12 protein-coding genes and 1 pseudogene are annotated in these 15,792 nt (G+C 72.7%); 5 read left to right on the forward strand and 8 right to left on the reverse strand.

The annotated features are described in order from the left end of the window. Positions 1-12 precede the first annotated feature (12 nt). The 3 genes from AB0B76_RS04860 to AB0B76_RS04870 form a co-directional block, all read right to left on the reverse strand. Entirely contained in the window at positions 13-2,319 is a 2,307-nt protein-coding gene (locus tag AB0B76_RS04860; protein ID WP_360369418.1) for a hypothetical protein, read from the reverse strand. A gap of 142 nt (positions 2,320-2,461) precedes the next feature. Continuing rightward, positions 2,462-2,734 (reverse strand): hypothetical protein, encoded by a 273-nt coding sequence (locus AB0B76_RS04865; RefSeq protein ID WP_360369421.1) that lies wholly within the window; start codon positions 2,732-2,734, stop codon positions 2,462-2,464. A 437-nt stretch (positions 2,735-3,171) separates the two neighbouring features. Next, a complete protein-coding gene (locus tag AB0B76_RS04870) occupies positions 3,172-3,858 on the reverse strand; it encodes an IclR family transcriptional regulator (RefSeq protein WP_223101757.1) in 687 nt (228 codons plus the stop codon). 49 nt (positions 3,859-3,907) lie between these two features. Between AB0B76_RS04870 and leuC the strand changes: the two genes are divergently transcribed. The 3 genes from leuC to AB0B76_RS04885 all read left to right on the forward strand — a co-directional run bounded on the left by leuC (position 3,908) and on the right by AB0B76_RS04885 (position 6,679). Beyond that, complete coding sequence (gene leuC, locus AB0B76_RS04875) at positions 3,908-5,326, forward strand: 3-isopropylmalate dehydratase large subunit (protein WP_360369424.1); 1,419 nt, start codon at positions 3,908-3,910, stop codon at positions 5,324-5,326. 17 nt (positions 5,327-5,343) lie between these two features. Continuing rightward, positions 5,344-5,931 carry a 3-isopropylmalate dehydratase small subunit gene (leuD, locus tag AB0B76_RS04880; protein WP_360369427.1) on the forward strand — a complete coding sequence of 196 codons (588 nt, stop codon included), beginning with the start codon at positions 5,344-5,346 and terminating at the stop codon, positions 5,929-5,931. A 136-nt stretch (positions 5,932-6,067) separates the two neighbouring features. After that, a complete protein-coding gene (locus AB0B76_RS04885; RefSeq protein ID WP_360369430.1) occupies positions 6,068-6,679 on the forward strand; it encodes an HU family DNA-binding protein in 612 nt (203 codons plus the stop codon). Positions 6,680-6,740: 61 nt separating this feature from the next. On the opposite strand, the gene AB0B76_RS04890 is transcribed toward AB0B76_RS04885, so the two are convergent. From AB0B76_RS04890 to AB0B76_RS04910, 5 genes and pseudogenes are all read right to left on the reverse strand, one after another. After that, complete coding sequence (locus AB0B76_RS04890) at positions 6,741-7,616, reverse strand: NUDIX domain-containing protein (protein ID WP_360369433.1); 876 nt, start codon at positions 7,614-7,616, stop codon at positions 6,741-6,743. Beyond that, complete coding sequence (locus AB0B76_RS04895) at positions 7,604-9,130, reverse strand: CYTH and CHAD domain-containing protein (RefSeq protein ID WP_360369435.1); 1,527 nt, start codon at positions 9,128-9,130, stop codon at positions 7,604-7,606. The genes AB0B76_RS04890 and AB0B76_RS04895 overlap by 13 nt, the downstream gene beginning before the upstream one ends. Positions 9,131-9,158: 28 nt before the next feature. Next, positions 9,159-11,423: an RNA degradosome polyphosphate kinase gene (locus tag AB0B76_RS04900; RefSeq protein ID WP_360370211.1), complete on the reverse strand. Its 2,265-nt coding sequence runs from the start codon at positions 11,421-11,423 to the stop codon at positions 9,159-9,161. Between the two features lie 1,041 nt (positions 11,424-12,464). Next, positions 12,465-12,662 carry a cold-shock protein gene (locus AB0B76_RS04905; protein ID WP_360369438.1) on the reverse strand — a complete coding sequence of 66 codons (198 nt, stop codon included), beginning with the start codon at positions 12,660-12,662 and terminating at the stop codon, positions 12,465-12,467. A gap of 5 nt (positions 12,663-12,667) precedes the next feature. After that, positions 12,668-12,985: pseudogene (locus tag AB0B76_RS04910) on the reverse strand (2-phospho-L-lactate guanylyltransferase); the annotation flags it as partial. Between the two features lie 832 nt (positions 12,986-13,817). On the opposite strand from AB0B76_RS04910, the gene AB0B76_RS04915 reads away from it, so the two are divergent. Together AB0B76_RS04915 and AB0B76_RS04920 are read left to right on the forward strand one after the other, a co-directional pair. After that, positions 13,818-14,546: a lysophospholipid acyltransferase family protein gene (locus tag AB0B76_RS04915; protein WP_360369441.1), complete on the forward strand. Its 729-nt coding sequence runs from the start codon at positions 13,818-13,820 to the stop codon at positions 14,544-14,546. Continuing rightward, positions 14,543-15,574, forward strand: coding sequence for an NAD(P)H-dependent glycerol-3-phosphate dehydrogenase (locus tag AB0B76_RS04920; protein WP_360369444.1), 1,032 nt, complete (start codon positions 14,543-14,545; stop codon positions 15,572-15,574). The genes AB0B76_RS04915 and AB0B76_RS04920 overlap by 4 nt, the downstream gene beginning before the upstream one ends. Positions 15,575-15,792: the final 218 nt, after the last annotated feature.

Below are 15,792 nucleotides of genomic sequence, written 5' to 3' on the forward strand. Positions count from 1 at the left end.
GCCCGGCTCTCTCTAAGCCAGGACCAGTCGCGCGTGCAGGACCGTGTCCGCGCCCGCGCGGCCCGCCGTCACCCCGACCGCCCGGAACGGGTCGCCGACCGACGACCCCGCGAGGTACACCGCCGCCACCGGGCTCGCGACCGCGCCCGCCATCGCGCGCTGGAACAGCGGATTGTCGGCCAGCCGCGACGTTCCGCCCGTGTACGCGGCCGAGCGCAGCACCACGTGGTCCTCGTGCTGCTCACAGGTGACCTTGCTGATCTTCGTCAGGTCCGTCGCGACCTCGTCGCGCATCCGGGCAGCCGCGCCCGCATCCGCCATTCGCAGGTCGAGCAGGAGCGGCTCCGCCTGCGTCTGATCGTCCGCCTTGCCGGCCACCGTGAACGAGACCGCCTGCGCCGCCCCCACGCCGCTCGAGAGCCGCTCGGTGAGCTTCCCGACGTTCGGCAGCGGCTGCAGCCCTTCCAGGCCGCCAATCTGGATGGACTCAAGGTCGCCGGGCGGCAGCTCGCCGAAGATCTCCGGGTGCTCGCGGAGGTACTGGTCCAGCTCCTCGTCCGAGATCACGCGGTTCGGCGGCGAACCATCGATCATGATGGGCACCGCCCCGGACATGACCGTGCCGAAGAGACCCAGCAACAGAGCACCCGCGTCCGGGCCCAGCAACTTCGCCGGGTCCCCGATCGGCCCCGCGAGGACGCCCGCGGCCGAGGCATCGCCCGAAAGGGCGCCGAGAGCGTTCACGACGTCCGTTTTTCCGGCTTCGGTACCGAGGGGGAGCCCGTCGACCCCGATCAGCCGCACGGTCGCCTCGAGAGCGTCGTCAGCCGCCTGCAGGCCGACGACGGCGACGCCGCGGAGGTCCAGGGCCGGCCGCCCGGCGCCCGCGCTCGGACTCGCCGGCGGCCCCGATGCGACGCTCGGGACAGGCCCGCCGTACGGGCCCAAGACCTCCGCGCCCGGCATCTCGACCAGGAACGCCTCGCGCAGGTCCGGTTCGAGCTTGGTGGCCCGCGTCAGGTCCGCCCAGCCGATCACGGGCTGGGCGCCCGGGAGCGTCCCGATCGCCGACGTGAACGCGGCATCCTTGGCCAGCGGCGCCCGCTTCGCCTCGTCGGCCGCCGCGGCCGCGGCGTCCTGAGCGTCCAGCTCGCCGACGGCCAGCAGGACGTACCCGTCCTCGACCACGAAGCCGATCCGGTCCGTCCCGCGTTTGCGCTGCAGCGTCTCCAGCGACGCCCGCGCCTTCTTGTCGTCCGTGGCCGACGCCGCGACGAGCGTCACCGCCCGGTCCGGGTGCGCGGGCGCGGCCCACATCGCCACCCCGATGCGGTCGTCGAACCACGGCGCGACGTCCGCGTACGTGATCGGCGTCCGCAGGCCCTCGAACAGCTCGCGCTCCAGCCCGTCGACCTGGGCCGGGGCGCCGCTCGCCCGGCGCAGCAACTCCTCGAACTTGACCCGCTGGCCGAGCCCGGGCGTGAGGTTGACCCGCGCGAACGCCGCGACCGACGCCGGGACGCGGTCCTCGGGCAGCGCGCCGGTGGGCTTGTTCCAGCGCTGCTTGACCGCGTACGCCGCGCCGGCCGCCACCACCGCGACGATCACGGCCGCGGCCCCGAGCACCAGGGCAAGCCGACGCCGCGACCGCGCGGGCGCCTCGGCGGCATTGTGCATGCCGTCGGCGGACAGGGCCCCGGTGAGCACGTCGTCGACGGGTGTGAAGCTGCCTGGTGCTTGGCTGCCGGTCGGGGTGCCCTCGGTGGCGGCGGCATTGGTTTCGGGTGTATCTGCCGCGGCCATGGCCACTGTGCGCTCGCTGGCGGCGTCCCCGGTCTCCGAGGTGCCCGCGTCCGCGCCGGCGGTCACTGTGCGCTCGGTGGTGGCGTTCTCGGCTTCTACGGTGGCCGCCTCGGCTTCTACGGTGGCCGCCTCGGCTTCTACGGTGGCCGCCTCGGCTTCTACGGTGCCCGCCTCCGTGCCTGGGGGCGCCATGCGCTCGGAGGCGGCGCCGTCGGTCTTCAGGGGGCGCTCGGTCGCGTCCGCGCTCGTCGCCGCGACATGGTCGGCGGCGGCGTCTTCGGCCTCCGCTGTGCCCGAGTCCTCCGTGCGGCCGATGGCGGTTTCCTCGGTCGCCGGGGTGCTTTCGGTCGCGACGTTGTTTCTGGTCGCGCCCGGTGCCGGGTCGTCGGTGGTGGCGGCCCCGGTCTCTGCAGCGCTCGCGCCCTCGGGCGGTGCCGTTTCGGCGGCCGGGTCCTGGCTGGTTGCCGATCTCCCGTCGTTGCTGGCGGATTGTGACGGATTATCGGTGCTTGCCATGTTTCTGCCTCCCCCGCTGGATGTGAGCGCGATGGTAGCGGGGGAGTGCATGGTGATGAATCCGCCGAAACGGCGGCCGACGGCGCGCGGACGCGACCGCGATGTCGGCGCGGTCGCGTCGGCCGCCGATGCGGATCTGGGTCTAGAGCTGGGTGGCGATGCCGAGGATCGCCGCGATGAACACGACGAGCGCGATGATCAGCGACATGCAGCCGCCGCGGCCGCTGCCACCGGTGCCGCCGGACTGGGCGGGCGGCGGGAGCTGCGGTTCCTGCGGCGTCGAGGGGGAGTCCGGCGAGTCCGGGCCGCCCGGACCGTGGCCCGACGGGGTGGCCGGCGTCCCGGACGAGGGGGAGGTGTGAAGGCCCGCCGAGCCGTCCGGCTCGGGGCTGGCTGGGGTGGTCGAATCGGGCACTGGCGTTCCTTCCAGCTGATGCGCTCCGGGACCGCGCCCCGGATCCGCCGATGCAGTACGCGCCCGCGCCGGTCCACCTGGAAACTCCGCACGGAACGCCCCGCCGATGGTAGGCGCGTCCGCGCGCCGCGCAACCCGGTGCGGTCGGCCAGCGCACGGAACCGAGGACGGCGGCGCCGGCGCAACCCGGTGTGATTCGGCCGGGGGGCGGAAACTGAGGACGGCATCGCCGGCGCAACCCGGTGTGGTTCACCAGGGCGCGGAACCGGGGACGGCAGCGCCGGCGCCGCCCGGGCGCCGGCGCGCAGACTGCGTCGCGCAAGGGGGCGTCATCGCCGGGAGCGCAAATCCCACCGGGAACATGCAGAACCGGCCCGGGCGGACGCCGAGCCGGTTCGAGCAAGCTGAAAATGTACGAGAAGCCCCGCCTACGAGCCCTACAAGCCCGACAAGCGCTGCCCCGCGCGCACCACGGCCATCGCGTGGCGGTCGCCCGGGCGCCGGCCCAGGCGCTCGATCGGGCCGGACACGCTGATCGCCGCGATCACCCGCCCGGTACGGTCCCGGATCGGCGCGGACACGCTGGCCACACCCGGCTCGCGCTCGGCCACGCTCTGCGCCCAGCCCCGCCGCCGCACCTCCGCCAGCGTGCGCCCCGTGAACTTGCAGCGCGGCAGCAGCGGCATCACGGCCTCCGGTGGCTCCCACGCGAGGAGCACCTGCGCGGCCGAGCCGGCGGTCATGGGCAGCACGGCGCCGATCGGCACGGTGTCGCGCAGACCGCTGGCACGCTCGGCCGCGGCCACGCACAGGCGTTCGTCGGCGCGGCGAAGGTACAACTGCGCACTCTCGCCCGTCGCGTCGCGCAGGGCGGTCAGCATCGGCTCCGCGGCGGTCAGCAGGACGTCGGGCGCGGCGTTGGCGAGCTCGCCCAGGCGCGGGCCCGGCCGCCAGCGCCCCTGCGCGTCGCGGACCAGTAAGCGGTGGATCTCCAATGCCTGGGCCAGGCGGTGCGCGGTGGCGCGCGGAAGCTTGGTCCGCTCCACCAATTCCGCCAGGCTGGCGCCGTCGACGCAGGCGGCAAGGATGACTACTGCCTTGTCGAGCACGCCGACACCGCTCATACTGTGTCCCACAGGCCGAAACATACCTCCCAAATTTTAGGATGTCCAGATGGTGGGAGAAGCACAACAGCAGCCGCGCACGCTGGCGGAGAAGGTGTGGGATGCGCACGTCGTGCGGTCCGCCGAAGGCGAGCCCGACCTGCTCTACATCGATCTGCACCTGCTGCACGAGGTGACCAGCCCGCAGGCGTTCGACGGCCTGCGCATGTCCGGCCGGCCGGTGCGGCGCGCGGAGCTGACGATCGCGACCGAGGACCACAACACGCCGACCGACAACCTGCTGACCATCAGCGACCCGGTCTCGCGCACGCAGATCGAGACGCTGCGGCGCAACACCGAGGAGTTCGGCATCCGGCTGCACTCGCTCGGCGACGCGCAGCAGGGCGTCGTCCACGTGATGGGACCGCAGCTGGGCCTGACCCAGCCCGGTATGACCATCGTCTGCGGCGACTCGCACACCTCCACGCACGGCGCGTTCGGCGCCCTCGCGTTCGGGATCGGCACCTCGGAGGTCGAGCACGTCCTGGCGACGCAGACGCTGTCGCAGGCGCGCCCGCGCACGATGGCGGTCAACGTCGTCGGCGAGCTCGGCCCCGGCGTCACCGCCAAGGACCTGGTGCTTGCGCTCATCAGCCAGGTCGGCACGGGCGGCGGGCGCGGGCACGTGGTGGAGTACCGCGGCCCCGCGATCGAGAAGCTGTCCATGGAGGGTCGGATGACCATCTCCAACATGTCGATCGAGTGGGGCGCCAAGGCCGGCATGATCGCGCCGGACGAGACGACGTTCGCCTACATCGAGGGCCGGGAGTACGCGCCGGCGGGCGACGCCTGGGAGCGCGCCAAGGGCTACTGGACGAGCCTGCGCACCGACGACGGCGCCAAGTTCGACACCGAGGTGACGCTGGACATCTCGCAGCTGACCCCGTTCGTCACCTGGGGCACCAACCCCGGCCAGGGAGCGCCGCTGGGCGGCTTCGTGCCCAGCCCGGACGACTTCACCGAGGACGCCGAGCGCGTCGCGGCGGAGAAGGCGCTGGAGTACATGGCGCTGACCCCCGGCACGGCGCTGCGCGACGTCGCGGTCGACGTGGTGTTCCTGGGCTCCTGCACCAACGGCCGGCTCGAGGACCTGCGCGCCGCGGCCGACGTGCTGCGCGGGCGCAGGGTCGCCGAGAGCGTCCGGATGCTCGTCGTGCCCGGCTCCGCTTCCGTGCGCGCGGCCGCGGAGGAGGAGGGCCTCGACAAGGTCTTCACCGAGGCCGGCGCGGAGTGGCGCTTCGCGGGCTGCTCGATGTGCCTGGGTATGAATCCCGACACACTCAAGCCCGGCGAGCGCTCCGCCTCGACCTCCAACCGAAACTTCGAGGGCCGCCAGGGCCGTGGTGGCCGCACCCACCTGGTATCGCCCCCGGTCGCCGCCGCGACCGCCGTCGCCGGTCATCTCGCCGCCCCTGCCGACCTGAACTAAAAGGGACACGGACACTCATGGACAAGTTCACCGTCCACACCGGCACGGCCGTTCCGCTGCGCCGGTCCAACGTGGACACCGACCAGATCATCCCCGCCGTCTACCTCAAGCGCGTCACCCGCACCGGGTTTGCCGACGGGCTGTTCAACGCCTGGCGCTCCGACCCCGAATTCGTGCTCAACAATCCCGTGTACGAGGGCGCCTCGATCCTCGTCGCCGGGCCCGAGTTCGGCACCGGATCATCGCGTGAGCACGCCGTATGGGCATTGCAGGACTACGGTTTCCGGGCGGTCGTCGCGCCGCGTTTCGGCGACATCTTCCGGGGAAACGCGCTCAAGGGCGGCCTGCTGCCGGTCGAGCTCGGCACGGAAAACGTGGAGAAGCTGTGGGCCGCGATCGAGGCCGACCCCAAGCTTGAGGTAACGGTCGACCTCCAGGCTCGCCAGTTGCGTGCCGGGGCAAACGAATGGGACTTTCCCCTGGACGATTTCAGTCGCTGGCGGCTGCTGGAAGGCCTCGACGACATCGGCCTCACCCTTCGCCACGAGGACGCTATCACCGCGTTCGAACAAGGCCGTCCGGAGTGGACACCCGTCGTTCGCTAGCCCCCGCAGGGCGTCTCGATGAGCCTTCGGTCAAATCCGTTACTCCACAACGATTTCTTTTCCGTCATATGTTTGTATCCTGTGTGCGTTGGGATACCTTGCCCACAGGGACTTTATTTCTGGTACGGGAGGAAACGTGAACAAGGCCGAGCTCATCGAGGCGCTCAGCGCACGCCTGGGCGACAAGAAGTCGGCGAACGCGGCGCTGGACGCGGTTTTGGCCGAGATCCAGGTTGCCGTGACCAAGGGCGACAAGGTCGCCATCACCGGTTTCGGTGTCTTCGAGAAGCGCATCCGCGGTGCGAGAACCGCCCGCAACCCGCGCACCGGTGAAGCGGTGAAGGTGAAGAAGACGTCGGTTCCGGCGTTCCGCGCGGGCGCCAGCTTCCGCGAGATGGTCGCCAGCGGCAAGGTGCCGAAGGTCGCCGCGGCCGCCAAGAAGGCCGTCGCGACGAAGACGACCACCGCGAAGGCCACGACCGCCAAGGCCACCACGGCGAAGGCGACGACGGCGAAGGCGACGACGGCGAAGGCGACGACGGCGAAGGCCGCTCCGGCCAAGGCCGCCGCGACCAAGACCGCCCCGGCCAAGGCCGCCACGAAGGCCGCTCCGGCGAAGAAGACCGCCGCCAAGACGACCCGCGCCGCGGCGTCCACGACGGCTCGTAAGACGACGACGGCCACGGCCGCCGCCAAGACCACCACCGCCGCCAAGAAGGCTCCGGCCAAGAAGGCCGCCGCCAAGTAGGCAAGATCGCAGAAAGGGCGGCCCCGCAATTGCGGGGCCGCCCTTTCGCCGTTCCGGGCCGCTATCGCAGCGACAGCGGCGCCAGCCGGTCCCGCCCGGCGACGCGAGCGCCGGCGAAACAGAGCACCCAGCCGGCGCCCTTGCGGGTGTGAAAGTCGACGTCGGCCCGGTTCGTGAGCGCGGTGAGCAGCGCCGGCATGAGTTTGCCCTGGCTGCAGACCACGGTTGTACCGCCCCGCAGCGCCAACGCCGCAAGCGCCTCCGCGGCCGGTCCGGCCTCGGCCTGCTCGTCGAACGCCGGGTCCACCGCGACCGGCAGCCCCAGCGGCGCCACCGTCTGCCGGCAGCGCAGGGGGGTGGCCGACACCACCCGGTCCGGCCGAAGCAGCGTCAGCAGCCCGCTGAGGGCCCGCGCGTCGTGTTCCCCGGACGGCTCCAGGGGCCGCTCGGCGTCCGGGCCGTGCCATTCCCTGCGCTTGCCGGCCTTTGCATGGCGTACCAGCGCGACGACCCCCGTCACCGGCGGGACGTCGAGAAACGCGCGGACGACGCCGCGGTCGTGCGCGTAGCTCAGCAGCGTGTGCGCAGCGGTCGCGGAGACCCACCGGGCCTCCTCGATCTCATGGTCGGCGGCACGCGGCGCCCACGCGGCCGCGCGCATCGACCAGAAGTCCACGCTCTTCTCGACGCCCGGCTCGCCCGTCAGGTACCGCACGGACGGCAGCCGCACCTGCGGTACCGCCTCGACCGACGTCTCCTCGAAGACCTCCCGCACCGCGGCGGTCAGCTCGTGCTCGCCCGGGTCCAGCTTGCCCTTCGGCAGCGACCAGTCGTTGTATCGGGGCCGGTGCACCAGCACGATCTCCGCGACCCCGTCGGTGGACCGCCGCCAGACCACGCCGCCCGCCGCGCGGACCACCGAGTTCACTTCAGCCATGCGATGTTTCTATCCTCCATGACCGTCTCCCACACGGCCGGGAAGTCCGCGCGGGCGCGTGTCACCGCGGCCCGCTCGCGCTCGAAGAGCCGTCCTGCCGTCACCGCGAGGTCGTGATCGCCCGGCTCGGCGGCCGCCGCGGCCAGCCACGCGTCCGCGGCGATCGCCGCGTCCTGGTGCTCGCCGAGCACCCCCTGCGCCCGCCCGACCGCCTTGGCCAGCTGCTGCGCCTCCGGGCCCACCACCGCCGAGACCGCGTCGGCGGCGTAGCGGGCGCGTTTGGCCCGCTTGCGGACCTCGTGCCAGTCGTCGTCGGGGAGGTCCGGGGTCAGCTCGCCCGCGCCGACGACGCCGCTGCCGCCCTCGACGAGGCGCCGCCAGGGCTTGCGCACGATGCCGGGCAGCACCTCCTCCGCCCGTTCCCAGGACAGGGGCGCCAGCCGGGGCGCCTCCACCGCGCCGATGAGGGCGTCGAGGAGCTTGACGTACCGCCGCGAATGCAGCGCCTCGTCCAGCTCCCGCAGCGCCGCGTCCTGCCGGGCGGCCAGCGCCGCGTCGATCCGCGCGACCGCGCGTGGGTCGGCCGGCACCAGCGGGTCGGCCGCCGCCGTGCGGTGCAGGCGCTCCCGCAGCACCTCCACGTCCCGGGCGCCCCCGAGCGCGCCGGCCAGCCACGCCAGCTCGCCGCGCAGCCGCGCCGTCCAGTGGGGGTCCAGCAGGGCCTGGAAGGTCTGCAGGTCGCTGCGCAGGCGCCGGGTGCCGACCCGCATCTGGTGCACCGGGGTGTCGCCGTTGGGCATCGTCTCGCGCAGCCGCGCGAAGGGGTCGTGCTTGAAGATGCGCACCACGTCACGGCGGATCGCCTCGGTGACCACGTCGCCGGCGTAGGCGGTGCGCCGCCGCGCGGGCGCGACCAGCACCGGCGCGTCCAGGGGCGCGAACGCCTCCATCGCGCGCACGTGCTTGGGCACGAACGCGCCGGCCTGCGCGCCCGCGCCCAGCAGCAGCTCCTCGATGCGGTCCAGCAGCCGCCGGTCGCCGCCGGCGCGCTCCACCTCGATCTCGCGGAAGCGCAGCGCGACGTCGCGGCCGAAGAGCACGCTCACCGCGTCGTCGGCCACCTCGGCCAGCAGCTCACCGTCCGCGTCGCACACCTCGTACACGGTGCGCACCGTGCGCAGGATCGCGGCCGGGGCGAGCCGGCGCCCGCGCCGATAGGCGGTGACGAGGTCGAGCAGCTGCGGGGGTACCACGCCCGAGCCCTGGGACGGGCGCGAGTGCTCGTGGCGGATCCCCGCCCGCGAGGACGGCAGCTTCACCGTCCACACCTTCGACGAGGCGTCGCCCTTGCGGTACCGCAGCGAAACCCCGTGGCGCGCGAGCAGCCGCTCCGGGGTGTCGTAGTAGGTCGCCCGCAGCGTCACCGGCTCCCGCGCGCTCATCCGCCCGGCGAGGCGGAGGTCCGGCATCGTGAACCCGTCGTCGGCGAGGTACTTGCGCTCTTCCTCCAGCATCCAGTCACCCTAAAGAGGTCGGACGGGCTCACTCCACCCGGTCGACGATGCGGCGCAGCAGCGCCTCCTGGGGGTTCTTGCCCGGCCGGCGGTGCCATTCGCCGTTGCCCGAGAGCTCGAACGCGCCGGTGTCGTCGCTCATCATCAGGGTCAGCACCCGGCGCAGCTCCTCCGTCGAGGCCGGGTCCGTGACCTGGACCAGCGCCTCCACGCGGCGGTCGAGGTTGCGGTGCATGAGGTCGGCCGAGCCGATCCAGTACTCCGCGCGGGCGCCATGGCCGAAGCGGAACACCCGCGAGTGCTCCAGGAACCGGCCCAGGACCGATAGGACCCGAATGTTCTCCGACAGGCCCGGCACGCCCGGGCGCAGCGCACAGATGCCGCGCACGATCAGGTCGATCCGCGTCCCCGCGCGGCCGGCCCGGTACAGCGAGTCGATGAGCTCCTCGTCGACCAGCGAGTTCACCTTGAGCTGGACGAGACCGTCCGCGCCGTACGCGACCTCGCGCTCGATCCGCTCGATGATGCCCCGGCGCACCCCGTGCGGGGCGACCAGGAGCCGGCGGTAGGACGTCTGACGGCTGTAGCCGGTGAGCACGTTGAACAGGTCGGTCAGGTCCGCGCCCACCTCCGGGTCGGCCGTGAGCAGCCCGTAGTCCTCGTAGAGCCGCGCCGTCTTCGGGTGGTAGTTGCCGGTGCCGATGTGGCAGTAGCGGCGGATGTGGTTGCCCTCCTGGCGCACCACGAGGGCCGTCTTCGTGTGCGTCTTGAGGCCGACCAGGCCGTACACCACGTGGCAGCCCGCCCGCTCCAGCGTCCGCGCCCAGCCGATGTTCGCCTTCTCGTCGAAGCGTGCCTTGACCTCGACCAGCACGACCACCTGCTTGCCGGCCTCGGCCGCGTCGACGAGGGCGTCGACGATCGGGGAGTCGCCGCTGGTGCGGTACAGGGTCAGCTTGATCGCCAGCACGTTCGGGTCGGCCGCGGCCTGCTCGACGAAGCGCTGCACGCTCGTGGAGAACGAGTGGTACGGGTGGTGCACCAGGATGTCGTGGTCGCGCAACCGCGCGAAGACGCTGCGCGGCGTCTCGCCCTCGGCGAAGTGCGGGTGCGTCGCGGGTACGAACGGCGGGTCCTTCAGGTCCGGACGATCGACGCCGTTGTACACCTCCCACAGGGCGGTCAGATCGAGCCACCCGGGCACCCGCAGCACGTCGTGGGAGTCCATGTCCAGCTCGCGGACGAGCAGTTCCAGCACGTGGTCGGAGATGGACGCCGCGACCTCCAGGCGCACCGGCGGCCCGAAACGCCTCCGCGCGAGCTCGCGCTCCAGCGCCTGCAGCAGGTCCTCGTCGCGATCCTCGTCGAGCTCCACCTCCGCGTTGCGCGTGACCCGGAACAGGTGGTGCTCGAGCACCTGCATGCCCGAGAACAGCTGCCCGAGGTGGGCGGCGATGAGCTCCTCGACCGGCAGGAAGCGCATCACCCGCGCCCCGTCGCGCGCGGCGTGCAGCGCGAAGAACCGCGGCACGTTGTTGGGCACCTTGATCCGCGCGAACAATTCCGGCCCGCCGTCCTTCTCGCGCACCACGACGGCCAGGTTCAGCGACAGGCCGGAGATGTACGGGAACGGGTGCGCCGGATCGACCGCCAGCGGCGTGAGCACCGGGAAGATCTGCTCGCGGAACGAGGCGCGCATCCGCTCGCGCTCGGCCGGGTCCAGCTCGGTCCAGCGAACGATGTTGATGTTCTCCACGGCCATCGCGGGCGCGATCTCCTCGGCGAACACCCGCGACTGGCGCGCCATCAGGCCCGTCGTGCGCTCGGCGATCTGCTCGAGCTGCTCCGTCGGGGGCAGGAAACCCGGGGGACGGCGTACCGGCAGGCCGGTCTGGAGGCGCCGCTTCAGACCGGCGACGCGCACCATGTAGAACTCGTCCAGATTGCTGGCGAAGATGGCGAGGAACTTGGCCCGCTCCAGCAGCGGCGTCGTGGGGTCCTCGGCGAGGGTCAGCACCCGGGCGTTGAAGTCCAGCCAGGAAAGCTCGCGGTTGAGATACCGGTCCTCCGGCAGCGGCTTCTCTTCCTCCTGTACCTGCACAGCGCTCCCTTCGGACCCGAACCACTCCGTGGCGGCATCCCCGTTGCGCGCGGTCGCGTCCGCCCCGGTCGCGCCCGCGTTCGTTCCGTTCGTGCGCTGATCGTCCTCTGTCGTGCTCTGAGTGGCCTCGAGCTCGGCGGGGTTGCTGGGGTGGGGCCCGGCCTCGTCCGCGGGTTGAGCGGCGCTCTCGATCGCCTTGGAGGCGTTTCCGGCTCTCGCAGTGGCGTTGTCCGCCGGCGGCTCAGCGGCGCTCTCGGCCTGCGCGGAGGCGCCCTTGGCCAGCTTGGCGGCGTCTTCGATCGGCTTGGCGGCACCCGTGCGGCGACCGTTGATCGCCGGTTTGGCGCCGCTCGTGGGGGCGGCGGCTCCGTTCGCGCTGCTCGTACCGGTCGCGGCGGCTCCGTTCTGGGAGCCGGCCCCGTTGGCCGAGGCGGCCTCGTTGGTTCCGGCCGCTCCGTTGGTTTCGGCCGCTGCGGCGGTTGCCGGCTCCGCTGCCGCTGCCGCGGGCCGGGCGGGCGCCGCCTTCGTGGCCGTGGTGGGCCTGGTGGCGGGGCGTGCGATGGCGGGCGCGGGCTTGGTCGCCGGCTTCACGGCGGGCGTCGTAGCGGCCGACGGCTTATCCGCCGCTGGCTTACTCACAGCCGGCTTATCGGCCGTCGGCTCGTCCGCCGTGGGCTTGGCCGCCGGACGCGAAGGCGTCCGAGGCTCGGTCGCGCCGGGCTCAAGTCCTTCCGGCCCGCTCGCCGCCCCGGCTGCCTGGGGCTTGCTTACTCTCAGCTCTGTCGCCACCGGCTCGGTCGCCACCGGCTCGGTCGCTTCAGCCTTGGCCGTTGCCGGTTCACCTGCCGTGGCCTCCGCCTCGGTGGCCTTGGCCGCCGTGGACGCCGCCTCCGCGCGCTCAGGCTGCGCCGCCTTGGCTGCCGGGGGCCTTGTCGGGGTCTTCTGGGCCGGCACCCGCTCGGACGCCTTTGCCGACTCTGTCGTGGCCTCGTTCACCGTGACCTCGCTCACCGTGGCTTCGTCGGCCGGCGCAGTGCGCGCGGCCTTGGTGGCTCGACGAGCCCGGGCCGGGGCCCCGTTCCCACCGGTCCTCGTCGTCTTGGGCGACGCACCAGCCGGTTCGGGCCGCTGGGCGGCGCTGCGCGGGCGGCTTCGACCGGTCGGGCTCTCGTCCACCGGATCATCATGGCCCGTTTGTGCCGGTCTGAACATGAACTTCCCGCTGCTTGGCCACTACGGAAGGGTGGGCAAAGTGACCTTCGTGATCACGCCCACATCGTCGTGGTCGAGTCGCACACGCTGACCCAGCCGCAGATGCCGCAGCCCGGACGCGTCGAACGCCGCGGCCGGGAACGCCACCTCGACCCCGTCGTCGAGCAGCACCGTCCCGGTGCGACTCTCGTCGTCGAACGTCGCCACCGTGCCCTGCATGCCGATCACGCTACCGTGCAGAGGACTTGTCCGGTATGTGCGCCGAGTCCCAGCCGCGCGGCGGCATCGAGATCGGCCGCGGTGTCCACGTCACGGCGCAGGCTCGGCCAGGCCCCATCGAGTCGTACCGCGCCCGAGCGCAGATGGGCCGCCGCCGACCCGGGCCCGAACTGCGGCGCGAGGGCCTCACCGGCGGGCGCGGCGAGCAGCACGGTGCCGGTGCCCTCCAGGTCGGGCACGAACGCCCGCCGCCCCGTCCGAGCGGCCGCGACCAGCGCGGCCTCGAGATCCTCGGGTCGCATCGCGGGCAGGTCGGCGGTCAAAGCGACCACGCCGAGGGCGACCTCGGGACTCTCGGATCGCTTCGCGGGCGGGTTGGCGGTCAGGCCGACGACGCCCAAGGCGGTCTCGAGACCCTCGGGAAGCATCGCGGGCGGATCGGCGGGCAGCGCGACGACGCCCAAGGCGGCCTCGACACCCTCGGGAGGCATCGCCGAAACCTCGAGCGCCCGGTCCGAGCGGGCCGATACGGCGTCGGCGCGTCCGCGCGCGTGGTCGGATTGTCGCGCGGACCCGCCGACCGCGTCCGGGCGGTCCGGCTCGGCCGGTGTCCTGCCTGGGCGCTCGGACACCACGGATGCGGCATCGGCGCGTCCGCGCCTGCGGCCGGATCGGCCTGCGACGAGCGCTGCCTCCGGGCGGTTCGGTTCCGTGGGCGCCGCGTCCGCGCGTCCGCGCGTGGGGCCGGGCTGGCGGGCGGCCTCGGCGCCGTAGGCCAGGGCGGCGTTGAGGCCCGCCGCAGGGGCGTCGGGCAGGCAGAACGCGCCGAGCTGGGACAGTTCCGCGCACACCGTCGGGTCGTCGCAGACCACCACGACGCGGGCGACTGCGCGGCAGGCGAGCGCGGCGGCTACCGTGTCGCGTGCCATGGCCAGGACGAGATCGGGGTGTACGGCCTCCGGCACTGCGCCCCGCAGGCGCGTCTTGGCCGCTCGCAGCGGCTTGACCGGGACCACCGCCACCCAGGCCGCCGCCCGCTCGGGCGCGGCCGGCTGGGTCGTCGACTGGCCGTGGCAGTGCATGAGCCATCCTGACACGGCCACCGGGCGCCCGGCAGTGGCATGATTCGCAGCAGAACCGTGAGGGGAGGGTGAGATGGTGCGGCGGAGGCTCGGCTTCTGGCGGCGTTTCGCCGTCATGACCGTCAAGCCCGCGATCCAGGTGCTGACCCGCCGCACCTGGCGAGGGATGGAACACATCCCGGCCGACGGTGGGGTGATCATCGTCGTGAACCACATCTCCCACGCTGACCCGCTGGCCGTCGCGCACTACATCTACGACTCCGGCCGGTGGCCCTCGTTCCTGGCCAAGTCCAGCCTGTTCGAGGTACCGGTGCTGGGCTACCTGCTGAAGGCCGTCCACCAGATCCCCGTACACCGCGGCACCACCGACGCCGTGAGGGCCCTCGAGGCCGCGCGGGCGGGCGTGCACGCCGGCGAGGCCGTGGTCATCTACCCCGAGGGCACCACGACGCGGGAGCCGGATCTGTGGCCGATGCGCGGCAAGACCGGCGCGGCGCGGCTCTGGCTGGACACCCGCGCGCCGGTCATCCCGATCGTGATGTGGGGGCCCGAGCAGATCTACGACCCGCGGACGAAGAAGCTCAGGCTCTTGCCGCGCGCGAAGGTCACCATCGTCGCCGGTGACCCGCTGGACCTGTCGGCCTGGTCGGGCGCCCAGCCGACGGCCCAGACGCTGAACGAGATCACCGACCACCTCATGCTGCACCTGCGCGACATGCTGGTGGAGATTCGCGGGGGTACGCCGCCGCCGCTCTGGACCCAGAAGCGCCCCGCCCAGCGCTCCGAAGAGCAGACGGCATGAACATTCAGCGCGCGGCCGTCCTCGGGTCCGGCTCCTGGGGCACGGCGTTCGCCAAGGTGCTCGCCGATGCCGGTACCCCCTCCGTCACCGTCTGGTCCCGCCGGCCCGAGCTCGCCGCCGCCATCCGCGACGAGCACCACAACCCGGACTATCTGCCCCAGATGTGGCTCCCGGACGCGGTCACGGCCACCTCCGACGCGCACGAGGCGATCGACGGCGCGGATCTGGTCGTGTTGGCGGTACCGTCGCAGACCCTCCGCACCAATCTCTCGGCCTGGAGCGGCGCCATCCGCTCGGACGCGACGCTCGTGAGCCTCATGAAGGGCATCGAGCTCGACACGCTCAAGCGCATGAGCGAGGTGATCGTCGAGGTCGCCGCGGTGGAGCCGGACCGGGTCGCCGTCGTCACCGGCCCGAACCTGGCGCCGGAGATCGCCGCCGAGCAGATCGCGGGCACCGTGGTGGCCTGCGAGGACATCGGCCGCGCCGAGCTCGTCCAGCGGGCGATCAGCACGCGGTACCTGCGGCCGTACACCAACGACGACGTCGTCGGCTGCGAGCTCGGCGGCGCCGTGAAGAACGCGATCGCCCTGGCCTACGGGATGGCCTCCGCACTCGGGTTCGGCGACAACACCAAGGCGACCCTGATCACGCGCGGCCTGGCGGAGACGGCGCGCCTGGGCGCGGCGCTCGGGGCCAACCCGATGACATTCGCGGGCTTAGCCGGCCTCGGCGACCTCATCGCGACGTGCTCGTCCCCGCTGTCCCGCAACCGTACGTTCGGCGAGCGCCTCGGCCGCGGTGAGACGCTCGAGCAGGCGCAGGCCGCGACCCGCCAGACCGCCGAGGGCGTCAAGAGCTGCAAGTCGATCCGAGACCTCGCGCACAGCGTCGGCGTCGAGATGCCCATCACGGAGCAGGTCGAGCAGGTCTGCCACGAGGGCGTCGACCCGCTGAAGGCCTTGGCGGCGCTGATGGCACGCGAGACGAAGCCGGAGCGTCCGGGCGTACCGTCGACCGGCCAGTGACCGACCGGGGCCTGGACGGCTCCGTGGGACCGGCAATGCGCACCAGCCGTGGCAAAGGCGCCGCGGACGGTGCGTCAGCGCGCGAACGTGTGGCGGCCGGGAAGTCTCGAGGCCGCTTCCGTTCGGTGGCGGCACCGACGCGACCGCGCCGTAGGACCGGCGCGCTGCAGCCTGGCGACGTTGCTTCAGGGCTGCGGGTAGCGGCTCTGCGCCGGGTA

Source organism: Dactylosporangium sp. NPDC049140 (genome assembly GCF_040648435.1).

What these genes read in the sequence shown, in the direction of transcription:
- AB0B76_RS04860 (WP_360369418.1), bottom strand. Translation starts at nt 2,319, where the DNA reads ATGGCAAGCACCGATAATCCGTCACAATCCGCCAGCAACGACGGGAGA.
- AB0B76_RS04870 (WP_223101757.1), bottom strand. Translation starts at nt 3,858, where the DNA reads ATGAGCGGTGTCGGCGTGCTCGACAAGGCAGTAGTCATCCTTGCCGCC.
- leuC (WP_360369424.1), top strand. Translation starts at nt 3,908, where the DNA reads ATGGTGGGAGAAGCACAACAGCAGCCGCGCACGCTGGCGGAGAAGGTG.
- leuD (WP_360369427.1), top strand. Translation starts at nt 5,344, where the DNA reads ATGGACAAGTTCACCGTCCACACCGGCACGGCCGTTCCGCTGCGCCGG.
- AB0B76_RS04890 (WP_360369433.1), bottom strand. Translation starts at nt 7,616, where the DNA reads ATGGCTGAAGTGAACTCGGTGGTCCGCGCGGCGGGCGGCGTGGTCTGG.
- AB0B76_RS04895 (WP_360369435.1), bottom strand. Translation starts at nt 9,130, where the DNA reads ATGCTGGAGGAAGAGCGCAAGTACCTCGCCGACGACGGGTTCACGATG.
- AB0B76_RS04905 (WP_360369438.1), bottom strand. Translation starts at nt 12,662, where the DNA reads ATGCAGGGCACGGTGGCGACGTTCGACGACGAGAGTCGCACCGGGACG.
- AB0B76_RS04915 (WP_360369441.1), top strand. Translation starts at nt 13,818, where the DNA reads ATGGTGCGGCGGAGGCTCGGCTTCTGGCGGCGTTTCGCCGTCATGACC.
- AB0B76_RS04920 (WP_360369444.1), top strand. Translation starts at nt 14,543, where the DNA reads ATGAACATTCAGCGCGCGGCCGTCCTCGGGTCCGGCTCCTGGGGCACG.